The sequence below is a fragment of the Thiospirochaeta perfilievii genome, assembly GCF_008329945.1.
In the GTDB taxonomy this organism is placed as follows: Bacteria; Spirochaetota; Spirochaetia; order DSM-2461; family DSM-2461; genus Thiospirochaeta; species Thiospirochaeta perfilievii.
Genome location: NZ_CP035807.1, coordinates 1,838,198 through 1,859,828 on the forward strand (window position 1 = coordinate 1,838,198; position 21,631 = coordinate 1,859,828).

At 31.3% G+C, this 21,631-nt stretch carries 18 protein-coding genes and 2 CRISPR repeat arrays; of the genes, 3 read left to right on the top strand and 15 right to left on the bottom strand.

Annotated features, from left to right (window positions below):
* The first annotated feature begins 609 nt into the window (after positions 1 to 609).
* Positions 610 to 1,515: a DNA phosphorothioation-associated putative methyltransferase gene (locus EW093_RS08325; protein WP_187759645.1), complete on the top strand. Its 906-nt coding sequence runs from the start codon at positions 610 to 612 to the stop codon at positions 1,513 to 1,515.
* 36 nt (positions 1,516 to 1,551) lie between these two features.
* Here the strand turns inward: EW093_RS08325 and EW093_RS08330 are convergent, their stop codons facing one another.
* Together EW093_RS08330 and EW093_RS08335 are read right to left on the bottom strand one after the other, a co-directional pair.
* Entirely contained in the window at positions 1,552 to 1,761 is a 210-nt protein-coding gene (locus tag EW093_RS08330) for a hypothetical protein (RefSeq protein WP_149567957.1), read from the bottom strand.
* A gap of 12 nt (positions 1,762 to 1,773) precedes the next feature.
* Positions 1,774 to 2,235 carry a hypothetical protein gene (locus tag EW093_RS08335; RefSeq protein WP_149567958.1) on the bottom strand — a complete coding sequence of 154 codons (462 nt, stop codon included), beginning with the start codon at positions 2,233 to 2,235 and terminating at the stop codon, positions 1,774 to 1,776.
* Positions 2,236 to 2,298: 63 nt separating this feature from the next.
* Here EW093_RS08335 and EW093_RS08340 point away from each other — a divergent pair, with 63 nt between their 5' ends.
* Both EW093_RS08340 and EW093_RS08345 read left to right on the top strand, forming a co-directional pair.
* Positions 2,299 to 2,511 (top strand): DUF1456 family protein, encoded by a 213-nt coding sequence (locus tag EW093_RS08340; protein WP_149567959.1) that lies wholly within the window; start codon positions 2,299 to 2,301, stop codon positions 2,509 to 2,511.
* Positions 2,483 to 3,529, top strand: coding sequence for a hypothetical protein (locus tag EW093_RS08345; protein WP_149567960.1), 1,047 nt, complete (start codon positions 2,483 to 2,485; stop codon positions 3,527 to 3,529). Before EW093_RS08340 ends, EW093_RS08345 begins: the two co-directional genes overlap by 29 nt.
* Before the next feature lie 43 nt (positions 3,530 to 3,572).
* Here EW093_RS08345 and EW093_RS08350 read toward each other — a convergent pair whose 3' ends face one another.
* From EW093_RS08350 to cas9, 13 genes are all read right to left on the bottom strand, one after another.
* Positions 3,573 to 3,989, bottom strand: a complete 417-nt coding sequence (locus EW093_RS08350) for a hypothetical protein (RefSeq protein ID WP_149567961.1) — start codon at positions 3,987 to 3,989, stop codon at positions 3,573 to 3,575.
* Positions 3,983 to 4,255, bottom strand: a complete 273-nt coding sequence (locus EW093_RS08355; protein ID WP_149567962.1) for a hypothetical protein — start codon at positions 4,253 to 4,255, stop codon at positions 3,983 to 3,985. Before EW093_RS08355 ends, EW093_RS08350 begins: the two co-directional genes overlap by 7 nt.
* 101 nt (positions 4,256 to 4,356) lie before the next feature.
* A complete protein-coding gene (locus EW093_RS08360) occupies positions 4,357 to 6,120 on the bottom strand; it encodes an ABC transporter ATP-binding protein (RefSeq protein ID WP_223111588.1) in 1,764 nt (587 codons plus the stop codon).
* Between the two features lie 10 nt (positions 6,121 to 6,130).
* On the bottom strand, positions 6,131 to 7,927 hold the full coding sequence (locus EW093_RS08365) for an ABC transporter ATP-binding protein (protein WP_149567963.1): 1,797 nt from the start codon (positions 7,925 to 7,927) through the stop codon (positions 6,131 to 6,133).
* A gap of 270 nt (positions 7,928 to 8,197) precedes the next feature.
* Positions 8,198 to 8,752 (bottom strand): hypothetical protein, encoded by a 555-nt coding sequence (locus EW093_RS08370; protein WP_149567964.1) that lies wholly within the window; start codon positions 8,750 to 8,752, stop codon positions 8,198 to 8,200.
* Between the two features lie 64 nt (positions 8,753 to 8,816).
* Positions 8,817 to 9,299 (bottom strand): arsinothricin resistance N-acetyltransferase ArsN1 family B, encoded by a 483-nt coding sequence (locus EW093_RS08375; RefSeq protein ID WP_149567965.1) that lies wholly within the window; start codon positions 9,297 to 9,299, stop codon positions 8,817 to 8,819.
* 66 nt (positions 9,300 to 9,365) lie between these two features.
* Positions 9,366 to 11,090: a glycoside hydrolase family 13 protein gene (locus tag EW093_RS08380; RefSeq protein ID WP_149567966.1), complete on the bottom strand. Its 1,725-nt coding sequence runs from the start codon at positions 11,088 to 11,090 to the stop codon at positions 9,366 to 9,368.
* A gap of 332 nt (positions 11,091 to 11,422) precedes the next feature.
* Positions 11,423 to 12,053: direct repeats of the CRISPR family, unit length 36 nt; unit sequence GTTTTAGTTCCATCTAAAATGACACACATCTAAAAC.
* An 85-nt stretch (positions 12,054 to 12,138) separates the two neighbouring features.
* The gene (locus tag EW093_RS08385; protein ID WP_342781933.1) at positions 12,139 to 13,044 is read right to left on the bottom strand and encodes an IS3 family transposase; all 906 of its coding nucleotides are present in this window, start codon (positions 13,042 to 13,044) and stop codon (positions 12,139 to 12,141) included.
* Entirely contained in the window at positions 13,041 to 13,319 is a 279-nt protein-coding gene (locus EW093_RS08390) for a transposase (protein ID WP_149567968.1), read from the bottom strand. The genes EW093_RS08385 and EW093_RS08390 overlap by 4 nt, the downstream gene beginning before the upstream one ends.
* Before the next feature lie 70 nt (positions 13,320 to 13,389).
* A CRISPR array of direct repeats spans positions 13,390 to 15,537; the repeat unit is 36 nt; unit sequence GTTTTAGTTCCATCTAAAATGACACACATCTAAAAC.
* Positions 15,538 to 15,575: 38 nt separating this feature from the next.
* Complete coding sequence (gene csn2, locus EW093_RS08395) at positions 15,576 to 16,268, bottom strand: type II-A CRISPR-associated protein Csn2 (protein WP_149567969.1); 693 nt, start codon at positions 16,266 to 16,268, stop codon at positions 15,576 to 15,578.
* Entirely contained in the window at positions 16,265 to 16,570 is a 306-nt protein-coding gene (gene cas2 / locus EW093_RS08400) for a CRISPR-associated endonuclease Cas2 (RefSeq protein ID WP_149567970.1), read from the bottom strand. Before cas2 ends, csn2 begins: the two co-directional genes overlap by 4 nt.
* 11 nt (positions 16,571 to 16,581) lie before the next feature.
* A complete protein-coding gene (cas1, locus tag EW093_RS08405) occupies positions 16,582 to 17,454 on the bottom strand; it encodes a type II CRISPR-associated endonuclease Cas1 (protein ID WP_149567971.1) in 873 nt (290 codons plus the stop codon).
* Positions 17,454 to 21,353, bottom strand: a complete 3,900-nt coding sequence (gene cas9 / locus EW093_RS08410; protein WP_149567972.1) for a type II CRISPR RNA-guided endonuclease Cas9 — start codon at positions 21,351 to 21,353, stop codon at positions 17,454 to 17,456. The genes cas1 and cas9 overlap by 1 nt, the downstream gene beginning before the upstream one ends.
* Between the last annotated feature and the right edge of the window lie 278 nt (positions 21,354 to 21,631).

Here is a 21,631-nt window from a genome sequence, read left to right on the forward strand (position 1 = left end):
CATACCTCAATCCATAAGTTTTCAATAGTTTATCCATAAGTTATCCACAAGCAACATAAATGTTGTGCAAAGATTAAATTCTATAAATTCTTCAGCTATAACCCTCCAAATTCCCTGTTAGATCATATTTTATAGGGAAATCTCCCGACTTTTATATGCTTTTTGAAGAAAAAAATGAATTTTGAATTTATTATATGAATTTACATAAATTCCCTGAAACTACCAAATTTAGCACTTTTAGGGTTTTTCCCCAAGTTATCCACAACCGTGTGAATTCTTTCTTAAAAGCCTGTGGATAACTTTTTTGTCAATAGAATTTCTGTTTTTTTTATTTTTTTAAATTTAAATTTACATTGATAAAAATTGCATTTACTCTTGCAATATAAAGCATCTCTCCGATAGAATGGCAATTCAGCAAAAAATTATAAGGAGTATGATCTGAGCAGCACAAATTCTGTTATTACGAGTCTAATTAAAAATAATATATTAGTAAAAAGTACAAGTTTTAGAGATTTTAACAAAGAAGAAGAAAGCGACTTAGTTCAAACACTAAAAGAAGATGGTTACAACATAATAGATAGTGGTAAGGCATCTATAGTTCACTACAATGTGGATATTGATAATAACGACCCTCAAAACCTCTTTGTTGAAGTAAAAGAGGCATGGAAGGATTCTAAGGAGATATTAACAATTAGTTCTCCAGGAATAAAACAGCGGGAGATTCAACAATTTTTAGAAAACATATTTAGTACTCCTGCAACTCCAGTAGCCCCAGGTTTATTTTATATTTTCAAAAATGATGGAAGTAGAGAGAAGTATCTATACAGTATTCAAAGAGATCTCCCTGGAGGTGATACAGAAAAAGAGAAATCTGATCTTTTAGTATACCTAGCCCTTGCTCGATTTAGAAGTGAGAATGTTGTAAGTAATTTACCAGAGCAGATTCAGGATAATATTAAACTCTATCTTGGAAACTTTCTAAAAGCCGTTTCTCTTAGTAAAAAACTTCTTTTCTCAACAGGTGAGAAGTCAAATATTATTCAACTCTGTAAAGATGCACCTACAGGAATTAACGATGATGAGTCCTTTTATATTCACTCTAGCGCTGTTCCAAACTTAGACCCAACACTTAGAGTTTTTATAGGTATGGCAGGTATTTTCTATGGTGATATCAATAATGCAGATATAATTAAAATTCATAAGAACTCAATTAAAATATCCTTTTATAATTATGACGATTTTAATAATAAACTGTTACCAGAGTTACATACAAGAATTAAAATAGACTTAGCAAAACAACAAATGAATTTCTATAATCATAGGTCACAAAAAAACCAACAACTACTCTACTTTAAAGAGCAGTATGTTTTAGAAAGCCATCCTGCATATCAAAAATGGAAAACTTTTAGTGAAACATTAAAAGAGAAGGGCTTAAAAGATCTTGGGGAGTATGGCCCATCAAAACAAGAACTATCTAAAATTCTAGAAAAAGAATTCCTTAAAGAAATAATTTAAAAAAAAGGCCTAAGAGAGTTTCTTAGGCCTTTTTGACTAATTTAGATCCCACGGGTCTATATCGTCATCTCCAATTTCATCTTCGGAACCACCATATTGGTTATCCCACTCTCCAGAGTCCATATCATCCAAGTTATCACTCCAATCAACATTACTGTCATCATCGTAATAATCTTCATCCTCTCTAACATCATCTAAGGAAACATTCCCATCTTCATCATACTCATAATCATCATAATCACTCATACAATTTTATCCTCACATCTCATAAAAAACTAAGTCATTAAATAATAATATAGACAATTTTTCCATATCTTCAAGGGATCTTTTTAATTTTTTTTCAGGTATTTTAACATATAGTAAGTAGTTATATAGTTTTAACTTTTCAACTAGACTATTTAGGGAAGAGATGCATTCATCAACACTATTATAAGATAAGAGAATCTGGAACCCTTTTGATATCCAATCGTCTATTTGATGTTTATTAATATTAGAGCCTAAGGCATTCTGAATAGGATACTTAATATCAATATCTAATTGGTAAGAGATCTTGCTACTCTCTATCTCTATTAACTTATGCTCTATTAAAATTTCCACATCTATAACACTTCCCAACATTTTTGCGAGTTGATATATTTTTTCAAAGAGAGTTTTAGTCCCAATTAGAAAAGAGTTCATATTCCCTTCATTTATTTTAAAATCAAGCTGATAGCTAAACATGACTACATATTAAAACGTATTTAATCCTTTTACAATTTATTTTAACTTATATATAATATTTCTATGGATAATAATGAAATACTTAAAAAACTTAGAATAGCGTTTTCTATGAAAGATACCGATGTTCAAGAGACCCTATCAAAAGCTGATATGAATTTATCTAAGACAGAGATTAACGCTCTGTTTAGAAAAAGAGGGCAAAGAAACTTTGTTCCCTGTGGAGATCAAATACTTAGGAGGTTCCTAGATGGAATTATTAAAAATGAGAGGGATTAAGTTATTATCAACCCTATCTATACTGTTTTTTGGTTTAACACCTCTATTCTCTCAAAACGACTATATAAAAGAAGAGTCTGTTAATGTTTCGTCAGCCTACTACTTTCCTAACTTATCTGGTTTTGAATTAGATGGAAACTTTGCACCTATTACATATACTCCTATTATATCTGAATTAGATACTCAACGAGATCTAGGATCAACATGGGGGGCTGTAGAGTTAAAGGGTAACTACAAGTTAACTCTTAAAAGGAACTTTCTTACTGGAGCTTCTGCCCTAACAAAGGATAATAGCTTAAAGCATACATTCTCGTTTGATATATCCCCGGTGACAGTTTCTTTAGAAACTTCTACAACGATATCCCCTATAGCTTTTCTTGAATTTACTTTAGGAACACAGCTAGGTTCAGGATGGAAAGCAGTAGGAGCAGATGGATTAGCCCTTTATACTAATCCTTTAGGCCCAGAGGAAGAAGCATTTCAAGGAGTTTTTTCTAAGACATGGTTATCTGGAACCTTTCAGTTTGATACGGCAGCACTTATGGGTGGGGATACAACATGGAAACATATTGTTTTACTGTCTAACCACAACTTAATGCTTAAATACTTCAGCGCTGCAGGAACTGATGAACCTTGGATTTTTCAAGCAGGAGACCCATCCTATAACGGGTTTAGATATGAACAGTCTACATTTGTTGGTTATCAGATGCCCCTAGTTTTAGATATGGCAGGTATATTATTTGAAACAGGAGCGAATTTGTTTGATAATGCAACAAGGTCAACTATGGACAGTTCTGGTTGGGGTTCAGACTTTATAGATACAAAAATTGGAGTTCTATTGAATTTTAAAGTTGGGGAAAATGGAGCTTTTGTACTATTACCCCAGATAAAAAAACGGTTACGATATACAGATGGGAGTGTTAAAGAGCTCTATTTTATAAATAGAAAAACAGACATAAATGACCCATACTTTTGGAGCTTTGATAGAATTGCTATATCCTACACCTATAAACTTTAGTTAGATAGAAGGGAAATTATTCTTAATTTCCCTTTATTTCAAGTTAACAAATAAGTAGAGTTTTTGCATCAAGACAGAGGTGGGATTCCTGGGAAATAGCTCCGTGTTTAACAAAGGATAATTTTAAGGAATTACCATCTGGTTTTATAGTTAAAACAGTTTTAATATCATGAATAAATGGATTTAAGTTCTTTGGTATACCATCCTCATCTAAACTATTAGGATAAATAGTATCACTGAACCATACTTCTACACTTTTTTCTTTGGCGAATTTTTTAATTTGATCTATATCTTTTATAGCCCCTCGGTTAAAATCGTAGCCATCAATTATTACTACATCAGTACCATTTTGACCATTATCAATCATTGCACCAACTGCATCTAAAACCTTAATAACCGGGTACTCATGGTGAAAATTCATAATTATTCTATTATGTATCATCTGATCATGTATCAACATTGCAGACTCAAGATCTCTTTTTTAGAAATTTCTTCAAAGATATCTTCATACCAAGCAGAGATATAATCTGTTTTTTTGTCAAATGATACATGAATTACGTGTTTATCCCTTAATAGGGAATCCACGGCTATATGAACAAGGCATGCTGTTTTCCCTATACCTTGTTTAGAAGCAATGACTCCGATGTTTCCAGTTCCCACACCACCTTCAGTAATTGCTTCTAATTTTCGGAGGGGACTCTTTTGGTTCAACTCTTCTTTTACCATACTTGAACTCCTGTTTTATATTCTTGAAATACAAGGGAGTTTATACAACTCCCAGAACCTGATAAATTTAAGTATAATACCTAGAGTCCAAAAATCTACAATTATTTTTCTTTTAGTAGTTCTGCTTCCCTCTCTTCGAAGAATTGGTTTGTATATAGCTTATGATAGTGTCCCTCAAGGGATATTAGCTCATTGTGACTTCCCTCTTCAATAACAACACCTTTATCTACAACTAAAATTCTATCGGCATGTACTACAGTAGATAGCCTATGGGCAATAATAAAGCTTGTCCGACCCTCTAATAATCGATCCGTTGCTTTTTGTATTTTAACCTCACTCTCCCCATCAACAGATGATGTAGCTTCGTCTAATACAAAAATAGATGGGTCTGCTAATACAGCTCTAGCCATGGATATTAACTGTTTCTGACCAGTAGATAGAAGTTTTCCACTCTCTCCAGCCTTTGTCTGATACCCAAACTCTAGGTTCATAATAAATTCATGGGCATTTATCTCTTTACATGCCTGAATAATCTCTTCCTCTGTGGCATCTAACCGTCCAAACCTAATATTCTCCATTATTGTATCGTTAAAAAGGTAAGGGCTCTGTAATACATAACCAAGACTACTGTGCAGGTCTCTTTGACTTATCTCTTTATAATCCTTACCATCAATAAGAATAGTCCCCTCTGTTGGTTCGTAAAATCGACAAGCTAAGTTTACTATTGTACTTTTCCCAGATCCAGTGTGACCAACTAATGCAATACTCTCACCTTTTTTAATATTAATTGAGAAATTTTTTAAAACCCTCTCCCCTTTTACATATTCAAAGCTTACATTTTTGAACTCAATATTACCCTCAATTTTTCTTGGAATATCCGACTCAGTACAATCAACAATCTCTTCTTCTGTATCCATTAGATCAATAATTCTCTCTCCAGCAGCCCTAGCATATTGTAGATTAGCAAAGGTTTGAGACATCTGGTAAACAGGATAAAAAAACTGCATAGAACTAAAAATAAACGTTGCAAACATACCATAGGTTATAACTTCATTAGCTACAGAAACACCTCCAGCCCAAAGAGCTAAAGCTGTTCCTACACTGGCCATAAAACCGACAAAAGGAAAGAAAATTCCACCTATAACACCAGCCTTAATAGCCTTTTGTTTCATATCATGAGTTTTATCTTTAAACTCCGAGTGGGACCTCTCCTCTTGGCTTAGGGTTTTAACTGTTCTAGCCCCCATAATCCCTTCGTTATATGCTCCAGTGATAATCCCGTTAATTTTCCTAACGGCCCTATATTTATTTATTATTATCTTTTGAAATAGAAATCCACCACCAAATAAAATAGGCATTACAGCAAGGGTAACAAGGGCTAATTGCCAACTTCTAATAAACATTAAGATAGACATTGTTAACATCATAACAGTACCCCAAGTATAATCAATTATACCCCAGGTTATTGTTCCACAAACTCGGCCAACATCACTAGTTAATTTAGACAGTGTTGTTCCAGCGGAATTTTTATCATAAAATGAGAGTGATAACCTTTGAAGCTTTGCAAATCCCCTCTTTCTAATATTATAAGCCATACCGGACTCGACCTTTCCCGCATGAAATATAAACCAATATACTGTAGTTATCTGTGCAATAATAACAGCGGTATAGATACCTCCAGCAATTTTTAACATATCTAAATTGCCTGTTTCTACAACATTGTCAATTATCCATCCACTAATAAATGGCATTGAACCCTCAACAGCACCTGTAATAATTATCATAGTAATCATTAATATAAAGTTTTTTTTATACTCACCAGTATAGGAGATTAATCTTCCCCAAATATTTTTATGTTTTTCCAAAATTTTATCCTTAGGCAAATTTAGTGTGAAACTCTTCTTCTATCTCACTCTGAATATTCAAGATTCTTCTATATAAATTATCTTGGTCCTTTATCTCATTATGGGTACCGTCAGCTGTAACAACACCTCTTTCTAATACAATAATCTTATCTGCATCCCTTACTGTTGAGACCCTATGGGATATTATTATCGATGTTGGTCTAACATCTCCATCCTTTAAGTTTGTTCTAATTACCTTATCAGTCTCTGTATCAACAGCGCTTAAAGAGTCATCAAATATTACAACCGGGTTATTACAAATAAGAGTCCTGGCTATTGCGATTCTCTGTTTTTGACCACCCGAGAGAGTCACTCCTCCCTCTCCCACTAATGTTTCATAACCTTTATCAAACTCATTTATAGAGTTATGAATACATGCAGTCTCTGTTGCATTAAAAATTTCATCATCATTTGACTCTTCTTTTGCATAGGAGATATTATCCTTAACACTCTTATTAAATAGAAATGGTTCTTGCAAAATTAAGCTTAGGTTTTCCCTTAAATGTCTCTTACTTATGGTTCTAATATCCATATCATCTACTAATATTGTTCCTGTATAGTTATCGTAGAGCCTATGTAGAAGATGAACTAAAGTTGTTTTTCCTGAACCGGTGGGACCAATAATCGCAGCGGATTGCCCCTTCTCTACAACAAAACTAACATTATTTAAAACTTCAGTTCCATTTGGATATGTAAAACTAACATTCCTAAACTCAATTTTTCCTTGAAGCTGTGGTTTATAATTACTATCATCTAAAACTTCAGGATTAGTATCTAAAATCTCCTGTAATCTTTTTAATGATACAGATGTTTTACCACTCTCTGCTAGAAGTCGCCCAAGTTGTTTTACTGGCCACATTATTCTCTCTACATAGGTAAAAAATGCAATTATCATTCCTATTCCAAACATACCTGAAACAACAAAATAGCTACCTACACCTAATACTACTCCTATTTGCAACATTGATAGTCCATCCGAGGCTGACCAAAACTGGGACATGGCCTTAATAATATCCATGGTCCTCTCTCTTAAATTTCTATTAGCTATTTCAAACTTGTCTATTTCATACTCTTGTCTTGCAAATGCTTTAACAACTCGAACCCCTGTAAGGTTCTCCTGTAAAACACTACTTAATATTGCATCAGTCTTCTCTTGTTCCTCAAATACCTTTTGAGCTTTTTTAAAAAAGTTAACAGAGTATAAAAATATAAATGGAACTAAAGCCATTGAAATAAATGACATTGTTACATTTAAACTAAGCATAAGACTAATTGTAATTCCCATTATAAATATTACTCTTAATATGTTAATAAAATGCTCAGATAAAAACAGCATAGAGTTTTCTATATCAGTGGTACACCTTTGTATTAAGTCCCCAATTTCCGCCTTTGCATGGTATTCATAGTCTAGTCTCTGTATATGTTTATACATTCTATCCTTCATTTTTTTCCCAGCACGTTGGGAAGCAATAGCGATTAAGGCTATATATATAAACTCCATAATCGATGATATAGCGACAAAGGCAACACCTAGAAAACTAAAGGTTAATATATCCTTAAGTAATACTCCTGTTCTATTTCTAAACAGATATGCTATAAAGCCACTCTCGCTAAATGGTTCGCTTCCAATAACAGAGTCAATAACAACCCTTACTATTAGGGGAACTAAAAGTGATATTCCTACAGACATTAGACATAAAATAATAGCCAATGTATAAATTCCAATTGATCCTTTTAGAAAGGAAAATAATAGTTTAAACCTTTTCAAAACGGTTTCCTTAAATTAAATAATTTTATTTATAAATATGACAAACTTGAAAATGGTAGAATTTCTAATGGCTTGTCCCAATAGATTAATGAGATAGTTAAATTTTTAAATTAATTCTTAAAAAAGATTAACTATCTAGGTTGATGAACCCGATTTAGGAGCTCTGTTCTGATTAGAATAATTGACATAAAATGTTCCTCCGTTCTTTTTTATATAACTTTTATACTTATTGAATCATAAGTCAATACTACTAAAGTAGTATATTATCTTTTATTTTTTACTTTCCGGTAAATAATCTTCAGGGTATTCACTTTCATAGGATTCGGTACTCTCTTGTAAAAAGGCATATGCCGCAATTCCAATTAAGACAACCGGGTCTATTTTTGCACCAAAATAGAAGCCTCTATCCATCCAATAACCTGCTTCAACTCCCAAAAGGGGATAAATAAAATCTCCAAAAGGCTGCCTTAGTTCGAACCTGACACCAGTTCTATAATCAATCTCTCTTCCATATGGCAAATAGTTATCTAGTCTTAGAAACAGTCCTGTTCCCCAGAATGAAGAGTGATCAAATAGTGGTTCCCAATTCAGTTCCATTGAAAATAGATCAGTAGAGTTTACATTTTCATTCATAAAAACAGGATATATATAGGTTGTTAACCCCAACCCTGTATTGCTCTCTATAATTCTAAAACTAAAAAGGTCTAAACTACTTATACCACCATTTTGACTATAACTAAAAGAGACATTACCCATAGAGAGACCATTTTTAAAGGTATGAAAATCTTGGCTAAAACAGAGGGAGGAAATAAATAAATTAATCATTAATAAAAAATATTTCATAAAAATATATTTATATTAATATGTAAAAATTACAAACACTTTTCCTCTAAAGATTCAGCTGCCAATATCCTACATCAATCCAGTGGCCAAATTTAAATCCAACCTCAGGGAAATGGGCAACTTTTGTAAAACCTAATTTTTCATGTAAGCCCTGGCTCTTATCATTTGGCATAGCAAGGCAACCTAGAACAGAGTGAATTCCTAGATCCTTTAACTCCAGAATTAACTGTTTATACAGTTTTGTTCCGACACCTCTATGGCTCAAATTTATATCTACATATAGAGAAGTTTCAGCGCAAAACCTATAGGCAGCTCTTACTCTCCAGGGAGACGCATAAGCGTAACCTAGAATTTTGCCATCTTCTTCATATACAATCCATGGCATATCTTTAGTTACTTTCTTAATTCTTTCAGACATCTCAACAACAGTTACAGGATCTTCCTCAAAAGTGATATCTGTATGTTCTATATAGTGGTTATATATATCACAAATCTGCTGTGAGTCGATGATGTTTACATTTCTTATCAAAAAAATAGTCTCCTTAAAGTATGATGTTATATTTTACAATAAATTACACTTTAAGGAACTATTATATCAGTTTTTTTTCTTAAGAATATTTACTGAGTACTCACTAAACTCAACTCTATTTTTATCTGCAGAAACAACAATCTCTTCATTTTTTAAAAGATCAATATATGTTCCATTTGTAAGGGTACAGTATTTACAATTATCATTGTTGTTAATATATACATATATATCTTCATTCCCTAGGGATCTCTTATAAGCAAGAAGATCACAATCTATCCATGAGAAAGAGCCCCTTGTTAATGGTTTATTATTATTCCGTATCTGTAATAAGCTTTGGATCATATTATATACGGTCATATTCCATGTTGATTTGTCCCAATTCATACCCTTTCTACAGTCCGGGTCACCATCTCCGGTTAGACCGATTTCTGTTCCATAATAAATTGAAGTAGAACCTACAAATGTTAATAAAAAACTCATTGCCAACAGAGACTTTCTAAAATCCATATCACTTAAATTCACAAATCTTGCTGTATCATGGGAGTCTAAAAGGTTCATCATGGCCTCATTAACCTGCCATGTATTTCTCATTAATGACTCATTTATCATTCTTTTAAAAGTCTCAGTAGTTATTGAACTCTTTGCAAAATACTTAAGACAAGAGTAGTTTACTGGGTAGTTCATAATTCCATCAAACTGATCCCCCTGTAACCATGGTTGACTATCGTGCCAATTCTCACCGACAATATAAGCATCAGGCTTTATACTCTTAATCTCTTTTCTAAAAGCCTTCCAGAACATATGGTCAACCTCGTTGGAAACGTCTAAACGCCAACCATCAATATCTGTCTCTTTAATCCAATATGAAGCAACGTCCAAAAGATACTTTTGTACTTCAGGGTTACTTGTTCTAAGCTTTGGCATTTTTTGTTCAAAGGCAAACTTTTCATACTTAATTTCACTGTTACCTTCACTCTCTTCTTCAATATAAAACCAATTATAATACTTAGAGCTCTTCCCCTTTTCTACGACATCTTGGAACTTATCAAATTTGTACCCACAATGATTATAAACTGCATCTAATACAACTTTAATCCCTCTTTTATGGCACTCTGATACAAGTTTTTTTAGTGTGTCTTTATCTCCAAAGTTTGGGTCTATTGTATAATAATCCGTAGTGTCATATTTATGATTAGTTGTAGACTTGAATATTGGAGTCATATATATTCCACTTATTCCCAGGTCTTTTATATGATCTAAGTGGTTAATAATTCCCTGTAAATCACCTCCAAAGAAACTATCTCTCTCTGGTTTAGAGTCCCAAGGGACTATATTTTTAGGACTTATATCCGGATTGCCATTATCATATCTCTCTGGGAAAATTTGATAAAAAACAGTATCTCTAACCCAATCTGGGATTTCATGGATATCAGCAACATTTATATATGGATAATGGAATTGAACTAAATGCAGTTCATCCTCAGGAATATCATCGTTAACACCCCACTCTGTAAAGTAGTGGGACTCATCTCTGTTTTCCAGTAAAAAATAGTAAGAAAGCCTATTATTAGTAGCAGTTATAGATATTGTATAGTAGTCGTACAGATCATCACTAAATGCTCTATACATCTCGGTAGTTATTTTTTTTTCCCACTCATACTTATCACCATATACAAGTAGAACCCTATCAACATCATCCTTAGCGGTTCTTATTCTTATATGTATATTATCCCTAGTATAAGCATAACAATAGTTACTTTTAGGTTTATGCATAATTGCCTGTATATTCATATTTTCTCCCTCTACTTACTATAGTGCAAACGCTTGCACTATCATTGGCAAAAGATTATATTAGTAAAAAAACATTGTCAATCCTTCATGTCTATTAATGCTACCATAGTAGTATTGAATAAAAGATATAATTAGATAAAGTTTATTAGATGGACAGTCAAGAATTAGAAAAAAACATAACAAAGGATTATTTTTTTACATTTTTAAGTAGATTTGATTTAACCCACGGTGTGTGGATGTTATATCTAGCTTTTAAAGGATTAACTCTTTTTCAAATAGGATTAATGGAGACTGTCTACCACGTCTCTTCATTTACAATGGAAATTCCCACAGCTTTAGTTCCATCTAAAATGACACACATCTAAAACAGATCGAATCTCTATACCCAAGAGCTATATGCTTTAGTTCCATCTAAAATGACACACATCTAAAACGCTTCATCATGAGAAATAATGCTATTTAAAGTTTTAGTTCCATCTAAAATGACACACATCTAAAACACCTTCTGATTCCCACCGCTCTTGGATTAAGCTTTAGTTCCATCTAAAATGACACACATCTAAAACAAGAGTGCTTAGATCTTTATCTTTATCAAAGCTTTAGTTCCATCTAAAATGACACACATCTAAAACAGATATAAATCAAACGAGACTTAATAATATGCTTTAGTTCCATCTAAAATGACACACATCTAAAACTGTGATCTTAACTCGTTGGCTGTCTCTCAAGCTTTAGTTCCATCTAAAATGACACACATCTAAAACAAGTGGCAGGGTATTGTTAGGAGTATTGACGCTTTAGTTCCATCTAAAATGACACACATCTAAAACAGATAGATTATCTAGTTTATCCCATGATATGCTTTAGTTCCATCTAAAATGACACACATCTAAAACAGATCCAGGGAGATAGAATTTTCTGATGATGCTTTAGTTCCATCTAAAATGACACACATCTAAAACTGGTCTTGTAACTCTTTAGTAGATGGGCCAGCTTTAGTTCTGAAATATTCAATATCAGTGCAGTCATAAATACCTAAAATTATAAACTAAGCTACAGCCTGTTTATCTGTAGTCATATTCCTATAAATAGAAGGAGGAAATCCCTCTTTATTCATAGTATTAATTCTTTGTCTATTATAATAAATCATCACATATCTCCAGACTATTTTCTTTACTTCTTCCCTCTTCAATTTCAGAGTATTAATTTTATATATCTTCTCTTTTTTTAGAGTCGCAAAAAAACTTTCCATCCTGCTATTATCATAACATTTTCCAACATCACTCATACTCTGAATGGCACGAAATCGCCCAAGAGTATCTTTATATTTTTCACTAGTGTACTGACTCCCGGCATCACTGTGGATAATAACTCCATTTCCAGGATTTCTTGACTTATATGCCTCCTTTATAGCATCTATGCATAAATCTTTTTTCATATGGCTATCCATAGACAAACTTATAATTTCACCTCCAAAACAATCTAATATTGGAGCTACATACAGTTTACCGTCAGAACAAGGTATTTCTGTAATATCTGTTAACCACTTTTCATCTGGTTTTGTTGCTGAAAAATCTCTCTTTATTATATTTTCAGGTCTATTTGCCTTTTTATCTGCTTTAGTAAGACCATTAGGGCTTCTTCTGCTCTTATGAAGTAAATTACCCTTTCTCATTGCTCTAATCACTGTAGATCTAGAGTTATTTTTAATACCTCTTTGTTTTAACCCTAGCATTACTCTTTCAATACCATAATTATCGTTATCTGGATACTCATCTATTATTTCATGTATTTTGACCAGAAGAAGCTGCCATGCTTTGGGACGGTTCCTAGTTCTTTTCCATTTATAGTAACCTGTCTCGCTGACATCTAGAGCATTACACATTCTAATAACAGGGAGATTTAACTCTTTCTGAAACTCATGAATATATGTAAAAATGCTCTTTTTTGTTATTTCTTCCGGTCTTTGGCAAAAAAACCTAAAGCATCCTTTAAAATTTCATTAGCTTGCTTTAATTCCTGGATTTCTCGCTGCATCTCTTCTTCTCTTACTGTTAGAGGTGAAGAGTAAGTTTGATCTTTAGTATTATTCTTTTTCTTATTTCTGATTCTTCTCCATCCTGCTAATGTGCTGTACTTTAAACCTAATTGTTCTGATGCTTTTTTTAGTCCTATATCATCAGATAAACCCAATGCTTGCTCTTTAAATTCTTTACTATACTTCGTCATAAATACCTCTACTATTATTTCGGTATTTTAGACTGCACTTTTATGATAACCTTTCAATACGAAAAGTCCAGTTTTAGTTCCATCTAAAATGACACACATCTAAAACGTGTTGAATTAGTAGCTGAGGAAGAGTTAAGTTTTAGTTCCATCTAAAATGACACACATCTAAAACCCAGTAATCTTGTAATATACCCAATCTTCTGTTTTAGTTCCATCTAAAATGACACACATCTAAAACCACTAACAGTAGTGACATGATGGATAATACGTTTTAGTTCCATCTAAAATGACACACATCTAAAACTCAAATGATCCTACTATGAGAAACATCTTCGTTTTAGTTCCATCTAAAATGACACACATCTAAAACATGTAAAATGTTGGCATTACTTTAAAAATTGTTTTAGTTCCATCTAAAATGACACACATCTAAAACCTAGGGGTTCTGCAATATATGGGGAAGATAGTTTTAGTTCCATCTAAAATGACACACATCTAAAACTCCGGAAGCAACCAGGATGGTTACTAAAGTGTTTTAGTTCCATCTAAAATGACACACATCTAAAACATTTATAATCTTTAGTAGTAGCCCTCTGGTGTTTTAGTTCCATCTAAAATGACACACATCTAAAACGGGAATACATAAGTGGTTCCTATTTCAATAGTTTTAGTTCCATCTAAAATGACACACATCTAAAACTCATCAACATTCTCATATTCAGGTAATTTTGTTTTAGTTCCATCTAAAATGACACACATCTAAAACCACCAATTACTGATAACCTCTCTTGAAAGGGTTTTAGTTCCATCTAAAATGACACACATCTAAAACAATGGGTACTTAATAATCATGGATTGGCAGGTTTTAGTTCCATCTAAAATGACACACATCTAAAACGTCTTTTGTTGTATCGGGCAATCTGAGCTTGTTTTAGTTCCATCTAAAATGACACACATCTAAAACGTAGTTTAGCATTACTAGTTTTATTATTAGGTTTTAGTTCCATCTAAAATGACACACATCTAAAACTTCTCACCCGATTCATCAAGAACATCTGTTGTTTTAGTTCCATCTAAAATGACACACATCTAAAACATTCCATTGCAATTTTAACTTTAGGCGTTAGTTTTAGTTCCATCTAAAATGACACACATCTAAAACCTGGCTCTGTTAACTCTTCAAATGTATAAAGTTTTAGTTCCATCTAAAATGACACACATCTAAAACCGTGTTGCTAATCTGTTCTTGTTCGCCTGAGTTTTAGTTCCATCTAAAATGACACACATCTAAAACAACAGTAACAGGCAATAGATGGTTCAATATGTTTTAGTTCCATCTAAAATGACACACATCTAAAACTTGAATCGGTATAAGTTCTATGTAACAACTGTTTTAGTTCCATCTAAAATGACACACATCTAAAACGAAACGAAGGTTTTGATTACTTCTGGAAAAGTTTTAGTTCCATCTAAAATGACACACATCTAAAACTAGGTATTTAGTCAAATTATAGTTTGTATGGTTTTAGTTCCATCTAAAATGACACACATCTAAAACGGTGGTATCATGTGGGGCATGTTCACTCTTGTTTTAGTTCCATCTAAAATGACACACATCTAAAACAGAAAAGACACAACATACAAAGGCAAGAGAGTTTTAGTTCCATCTAAAATGACACACATCTAAAACAAAGTCCAACCTCTGCCACAAAGTTATCCCGTTTTAGTTCCATCTAAAATGACACACATCTAAAACCTTAGATGATTTGTTAGAAAACGGTTTTATGTTTTAGTTCCATCTAAAATGACACACATCTAAAACAGCATCCGTGATAGAATAATTATTAATAGTGTTTTAGTTCCATCTAAAATGACACACATCTAAAACCTAGTAAACACATAATAGATAGCGAAAGAAGTTTTAGTTCCATCTAAAATGACACACATCTAAAACATCTCAACATGGATTCCTTTTATATCAAAAGTTTTAGTTCCATCTAAAATGACACACATCTAAAACCGTCCGTCTTCTTTAAATTCTGTCATTAAAGTTTTAGTTCCATCTAAAATGACACACATCTAAAACTCTATGAAGTTCGCCCTGGAGGGGCACAACGTTTTAGTTCCATCTAAAATGACACACATCTAAAACTAATCATCGTAAGAACCTGTAACTTTATATGTTTTAGTTCCATCTAAAATGACACACATCTAAAACCTCAAATAGGCTTTAGAAGCAGGTACACACACTCCCTACTATGTCGTAGATGGATTTTCAGTGTAATCATTAAAATCACTTTCAATAACTAACTTTGTTTCATAATCTATAATATCATTACTTATATTTTCTAACAATATACAATTCAATTTCTTGTAAATTATATATTTAAACAACTCTAATAACTCATTAGAATCTAAAAAAAGCTTAATGTTTGTAAACACTACAACTTCATATAAATTCAACTCAGTAACAACATCTACATACTGATAAAGTTGTGATAAGATTCCTGAATCTGGCAATTTAATATTTAAGTTCACAAATTTTAAAAACTTATCAGGTGTGAAATCTGAATTTATTACCAAATCAATATCATGCTCAATAATCTTACCTTCAATTTGCTCTATTAAGGTTGAATAGTTAACCTCTAACTTTGATAGGAACTCAATATCTGAGTATAACTCTTCTGAAATAATAGTAATAAGTTTTTTTTGTATATTTTTCATCTCATATTCTATACTTTCAGGATTACAAATCACTATTTTTTTAGCCCAATTAACACTTTTACTGTTTTCAAAAAATATTATGTTCTCTTTCAATTCAGTACTAGCCACATATGCTTTAAAGCTTTCTATAATATTTCTATATAGTTGTTTGTTATGAATTTCTAAGGTTATTAAATTATCATTAAACTGTAATTCATCAAAATTACTAATCTTAAAACTAATCATAATATTATTAGCCTATCTGTTGAGTCTAAATTAGAGTAGTGTACTTCTCCGATAAAGGTATCTACAGAGGAGAACTGACGTTCGGTTACCACAAGAACTTGCACCAACCCATTTGGAGGTAAATCTTTTTTTATCCTAGATTTTATTAAATTTACTGAAGATGAGTTTAGTGCTAATTTTGTATAGACTGATTTTTGTTGCATAATAAAACCCTCTTTAAGTAGAGACCTTCTAAATCTATTATAAAAATATCGTTCTTTAGGCGTTTCCATAGGTAGATCAAAAAAAAGTAGCACTCTCATAAACCTCCTCTTCAAAACTTAGTTTCATAAAACTTAATACTATTTACACTATTCTTATCTAAAGAATCAAATATACTCTTTACATAGATCTTTATTGCATTGGTTACATATTGTTCCTTTTTATTTATGTTTACCGTTCTATTAAGAATATTTATAAGGTCTTGTTTATAAGAAGTATTAAACTCTCTATCTTGATTTCTAAATACATATTCATCAATTAATATTCTAAAAGGCTCCATTAAGTCAGATGATAAATTAAACTGATTAAACTCACTTTTATGCCATATTCCTAACTGTGTAAAATACCCATTGCTAACCACTTCTTTATTAAAACAAGATAGTATTATTGAATAACCATAATCTAATGCTTTGTTTATAGAGGAACAGTTATCTCTAGTAAAACTTTTACCAAAAAGTGCATTAAAATAAACCTTAGCAGCATGCCCTTCTCTATTTGTAGGGTCATTTTGTTCTGTTCCCTTATAATAACCTTCTAATATGGAGGACTCTTCCTTTGAATTAGCTTTAAGAAGTTGGGACTGCTTTCTTATTTTTTCTGTAACAATAGATGTCCATACAAATTCTTTAGTAGTTACATCCCAATTGAGCTGTTTATTTAGTTTTTTACTGGTATTGTAACTGCCGTATAAACTTAATAATTGACTTTGTGGGTTATGTGTCTCATCACAAAAAACAATATATATTTTGTGCTTAACTAGTTCACATAGCAGGTATGTCGTAATTACAACTTGTGTTGAATCAATAATAAGCATCTCTATTTCAGATAGGTGTATTAGTTTTAAATCATCACTTCTAACATAGAGATGTTCATTTTTATAGCTAAGTTTACATTTACTTGTAACTAATACAGTTCTAAAACTCATTACAACTTGTACCTCTTTTCATAAAAACCTGTTATTGATTGGTCTATAAAAGTCATTTCATCTCTGTTAAGAGCAAAACTTGCAATAATACCTGTTCCAACAGAGCAACCTATTTTCTTTAAATCAATCTGACTTGACCCTGATTTTGTTACATCTAGAAGTTTTAATATAATTTGAGTTTTTTCCTCCTTTGATAGATTTATGAAAAGATCTCTATTTAAAGTCATTTTTTCTGATATCGTACTATATTTATAATAATGAGTTTCTAATTTCTTAATATAATAGTCATAAAATTCTTCAAATAATGAGTCATTAACTTTATCTATACTTTTGTTGCTAGTTATATCTTTTATAAATAATGTAAACTTATTATCCAGAAAAAGTTGAGTTGCAGTATGAAGATAAGCTTCACTAGCAATATAAAATTCAGATCCACCTTGTATGAATAGCTGATTAAGATAAATCTTATCTTTTAATATTTTATATTCATCTACATCTAGTGAATCTTTTATAAATTTATCTAGAGCAACCTCAAGATTTTTAGAAGATGCAATATTAACCGGAACTCCTACAATTCTATTGAACACTTTTTTACCCTTTTTTGCTTCAATAGCTATACAATAAGCTCTATTTTCAGAAGTATAAAAACCATACTTTTCAGGAGAAAGGTTCTCTTTTAAAGGAATTTTATTATTACCTTTACTAGTGTTAGAATGAATTGTTGATTTCCAAAAACCTCCTTTATCTTCACCACTGTTCTCTTTTAACTGCTTAGTAATTAACACATTTTTATATGCTAAAACCTTCCTTACCTTATCTGAAAGTTCTATATTTTTATTTAAACCACCAATAACAAACCCATATTTAGAACCAGTTGATTCTTTAAGGTAATTTTTCCATGTGAACTTAGTTTGCCTATCAAAAATATGTTTACCAACAACACAGGTTATATATGCGTCATGGGCATGGTGTAAGTCATTTAAGTTACGAATTTTATATAATTTATTTGCTTTTCTATAGCTAGAAGTTAATTGAGCTTTAACAGAGACAACATTTTTTGCATATTTATAATCTTTAAAGATATTTAATACATGTTTTGAAATCTGTCTAGTTTCAACTAGCTGCCTACTAATAAAACCTTTATAATCCTGTTCTGAAAAGCTAGTTTTCTTTAGATTATTGTGTTTAATTTTTGATATTAGCCCCTGCTGTTCTAAGTTCTCCCATAGAATATATACAGATTTAGGTATATCCATTCTTGAATTTACTGGCTGATCTAATTTGTCCATATTTGCTTTAGCTATAACAAGAACTTTGTTATTGAAGCTATCATCTTTAATAAAAGATTGAGGTATAATATGGTCTATATGATAATTAGAAAGTTGATTAATATGTAGAGGTTTCCCAGTATACATACACTTTCCATTCTGGGTTAAATAAAGAAAAAGTCTGCTGCTCTCAATTCTTTCGTCTTTTACTACTTCGGGGTCATTTATTATTTTGTAATCGAAGTAACTATCATTTTTTATCTTTTTATAAAGATCGTCTAACATTTTTCTTCTGGATGTTGTACGTTTCTTCTCTTGATTATCTCTAGCCATCTCAATATAGATTCTTTGAGGTTTGTTTTTATCTTTCCCTTTAGACATAATCTTTATAATTTCATCTACTATTTTAACTGATTGCCATATACCCTTTTTATTGGCTGGAGATGTAGGTAAAGATTCAATATCTTCTTTATATGTAACTTTAGTAGAGTTTAGATTACTTTCTAGTCTAATTTCATTAATTTTATCATTAAAACCAAACTCATCATCATTTACAATCTCCATAAAGTTATAGTTTGATTTTCTCATTATATTTATTATTGTTAGATCAACATGATTTACATTGTTACCTTTTATACCATCGAGTAACCTAGCAGATAGACGCGACCATCCAGAATAACTCTTTTTCAGTATTTTCTTAATTTGCTCTTTAGTGATCTCTGGATATTTTTTAGTAATTTGCTTTCTAATGATCTCTTTACTATTGTAAATTGTCAGCCATTCAATAATCTTTTCTACTTTATTTGGATTATCTTCGACATATCCTTCTCCAAAGATCTTTTCAAAGTCTATATAAGATGTTAATGATGATGCAAATTTGTTCTCTTGTTGAGTTCCTGTAATCTCATCGTCATAATTATAGACTCCTCCTTGTTTTGTAGAGTACGCAATATCACTGTTATTTAGATAATCTTTAATTTTTTTAATAGTAACATTTTTATACTTTTTAAATACATCTCTTATAATATCTCTTTTAAGATCCATTGATAATAATTTCCCACCGATTCTTACCTTATTAAGCTCGTTTAATAGAATAAATTCGGAGTAAAGTATTGAGTTTTTAGGTATAACATCTTCTTTAGGCAGGTATGTACATTTATTAGTCATTCTTCTAATAAATTTTTCAGCAGTTTTATCTATATCAATTACATCTTTATAATTCCATGGTAAAATTTCTCCTTCAGTTAACCTTTCCATCCATGCAAATTCAGATTTATCTTCAGAAACCAAAGGACCAACATAGTATGGAATTTTAAAAGTTAAAATAGAGAGAATCTTCTCTATATCCAGACTAGGGTAGAATTTGCTTTGTTTTACTAGGATTTGTTCTAACTCCTGTTTATGTAACTGATATGGTATACCTACATTCTCTTTCGATCTAATTTTTTTTAGAAAATCTTCTTTTTCGATCTGCTCAATACAATATATGTAATCTTTATTATCTGATAATTCGACTTTATACTTTTCTAGTATAGCTTTAATACTTTTATTTAGCTGTTCATTAGAACATGAGCTTTCATTATTAATGTAGGCGGTATAACTTACCTTTTCTGCTTTTTTACTATGAAATATAGATTTGTAATATTCTTTCAAGGTAGTTATTTTAAATAGACTTTTTAAGTGTTTCTTATCTTTTTTATGTTTATTGAATCTTTGTACCATAGCGCTAGAAATATTGTGTTCATCTCCTAATATTTCAGAAAGGATGAAACCACTATATACCTGCTCTATAGATTCAAACAGGTAATAATCATCACCTGTTATTTCCATGATAACAGAATCTTCTAACTCTTCAGAAAATGATTTATTGTATTTAATATCACTATCGTTTACCATAAATATTTTAGGGAAATTAGCTTTATACCCTACTATTGCCTTAGATATCTCAGTGATCTCTTTTTTATATTGTTTATCAAATAGATCAACAATTTCTTTTTGTTTGTCACCTTTTTTCTTATTTTTATCTAGCAGTATAACTTGAACTTCATTTACCGTAGGTAGGTTCATATTTTCATCGTAAAAATCTGAGATGCTTTCAAGCATTTTTTCAATAGATTTAGAAATACCACTCTCTGTATTAAAGTCTGCTTCTTCGTAAATAAAATGACCTCTGAACTTAATCATGTGATGTACTGCTAAATATAACAGTCGAATATCTATTTTTTCATCACTCTCTAGAAGCTCTTTACGAAGATGATAAATAGTAGGGTATTTTTGGTGATAGGCCTTATCATCAAATGTTTCATCTTCGAAAAGTATATTTTTAGTTTCCTGTTTTTTATCTTCCATCCATAAAAAGGAATTATCCATTCTTCTAAAAAAGTTTTCATCTATAGGCAATATTTCATTTTCAAATAGAGTTCTTAATAGCTGAATTCTCTGCTTTCTTCTGGCAATTCTTCTACGAGTAGCTCTATGTGTCCTTCTAACCACTGCTGTATTACCTGAATCAAACAATCTAACACCCATAAGGTTTTTACCTGATTTTCGAATAATATTTAAATTCTCATCAACAACAGACCAACCAACAGATGCTGTTCCAATATCTAACCCGATTGAATAATTTTTCATTTTAATTCCTTTTATACTTGATTTTGTTTTTTTATGTTGTATACTTTTAATTATTCTAGTTCCATCTAGAATGACACACAGAGTTAAAATAAAGTTTTAACTTAAATGCCAATTTGTTTTGGTTTCGCGTAGGCGAATAGACCACCTTTATGGTGGTTTTTTAATTTATAATTTCATTATCAATCATAAAAACGAAAGGATGTTTCGTAAAAATTTATTTTTATTATTTATTATACTTATTTCATCTCCAAATGCTTAACATTGGTTAAGCTTTATAT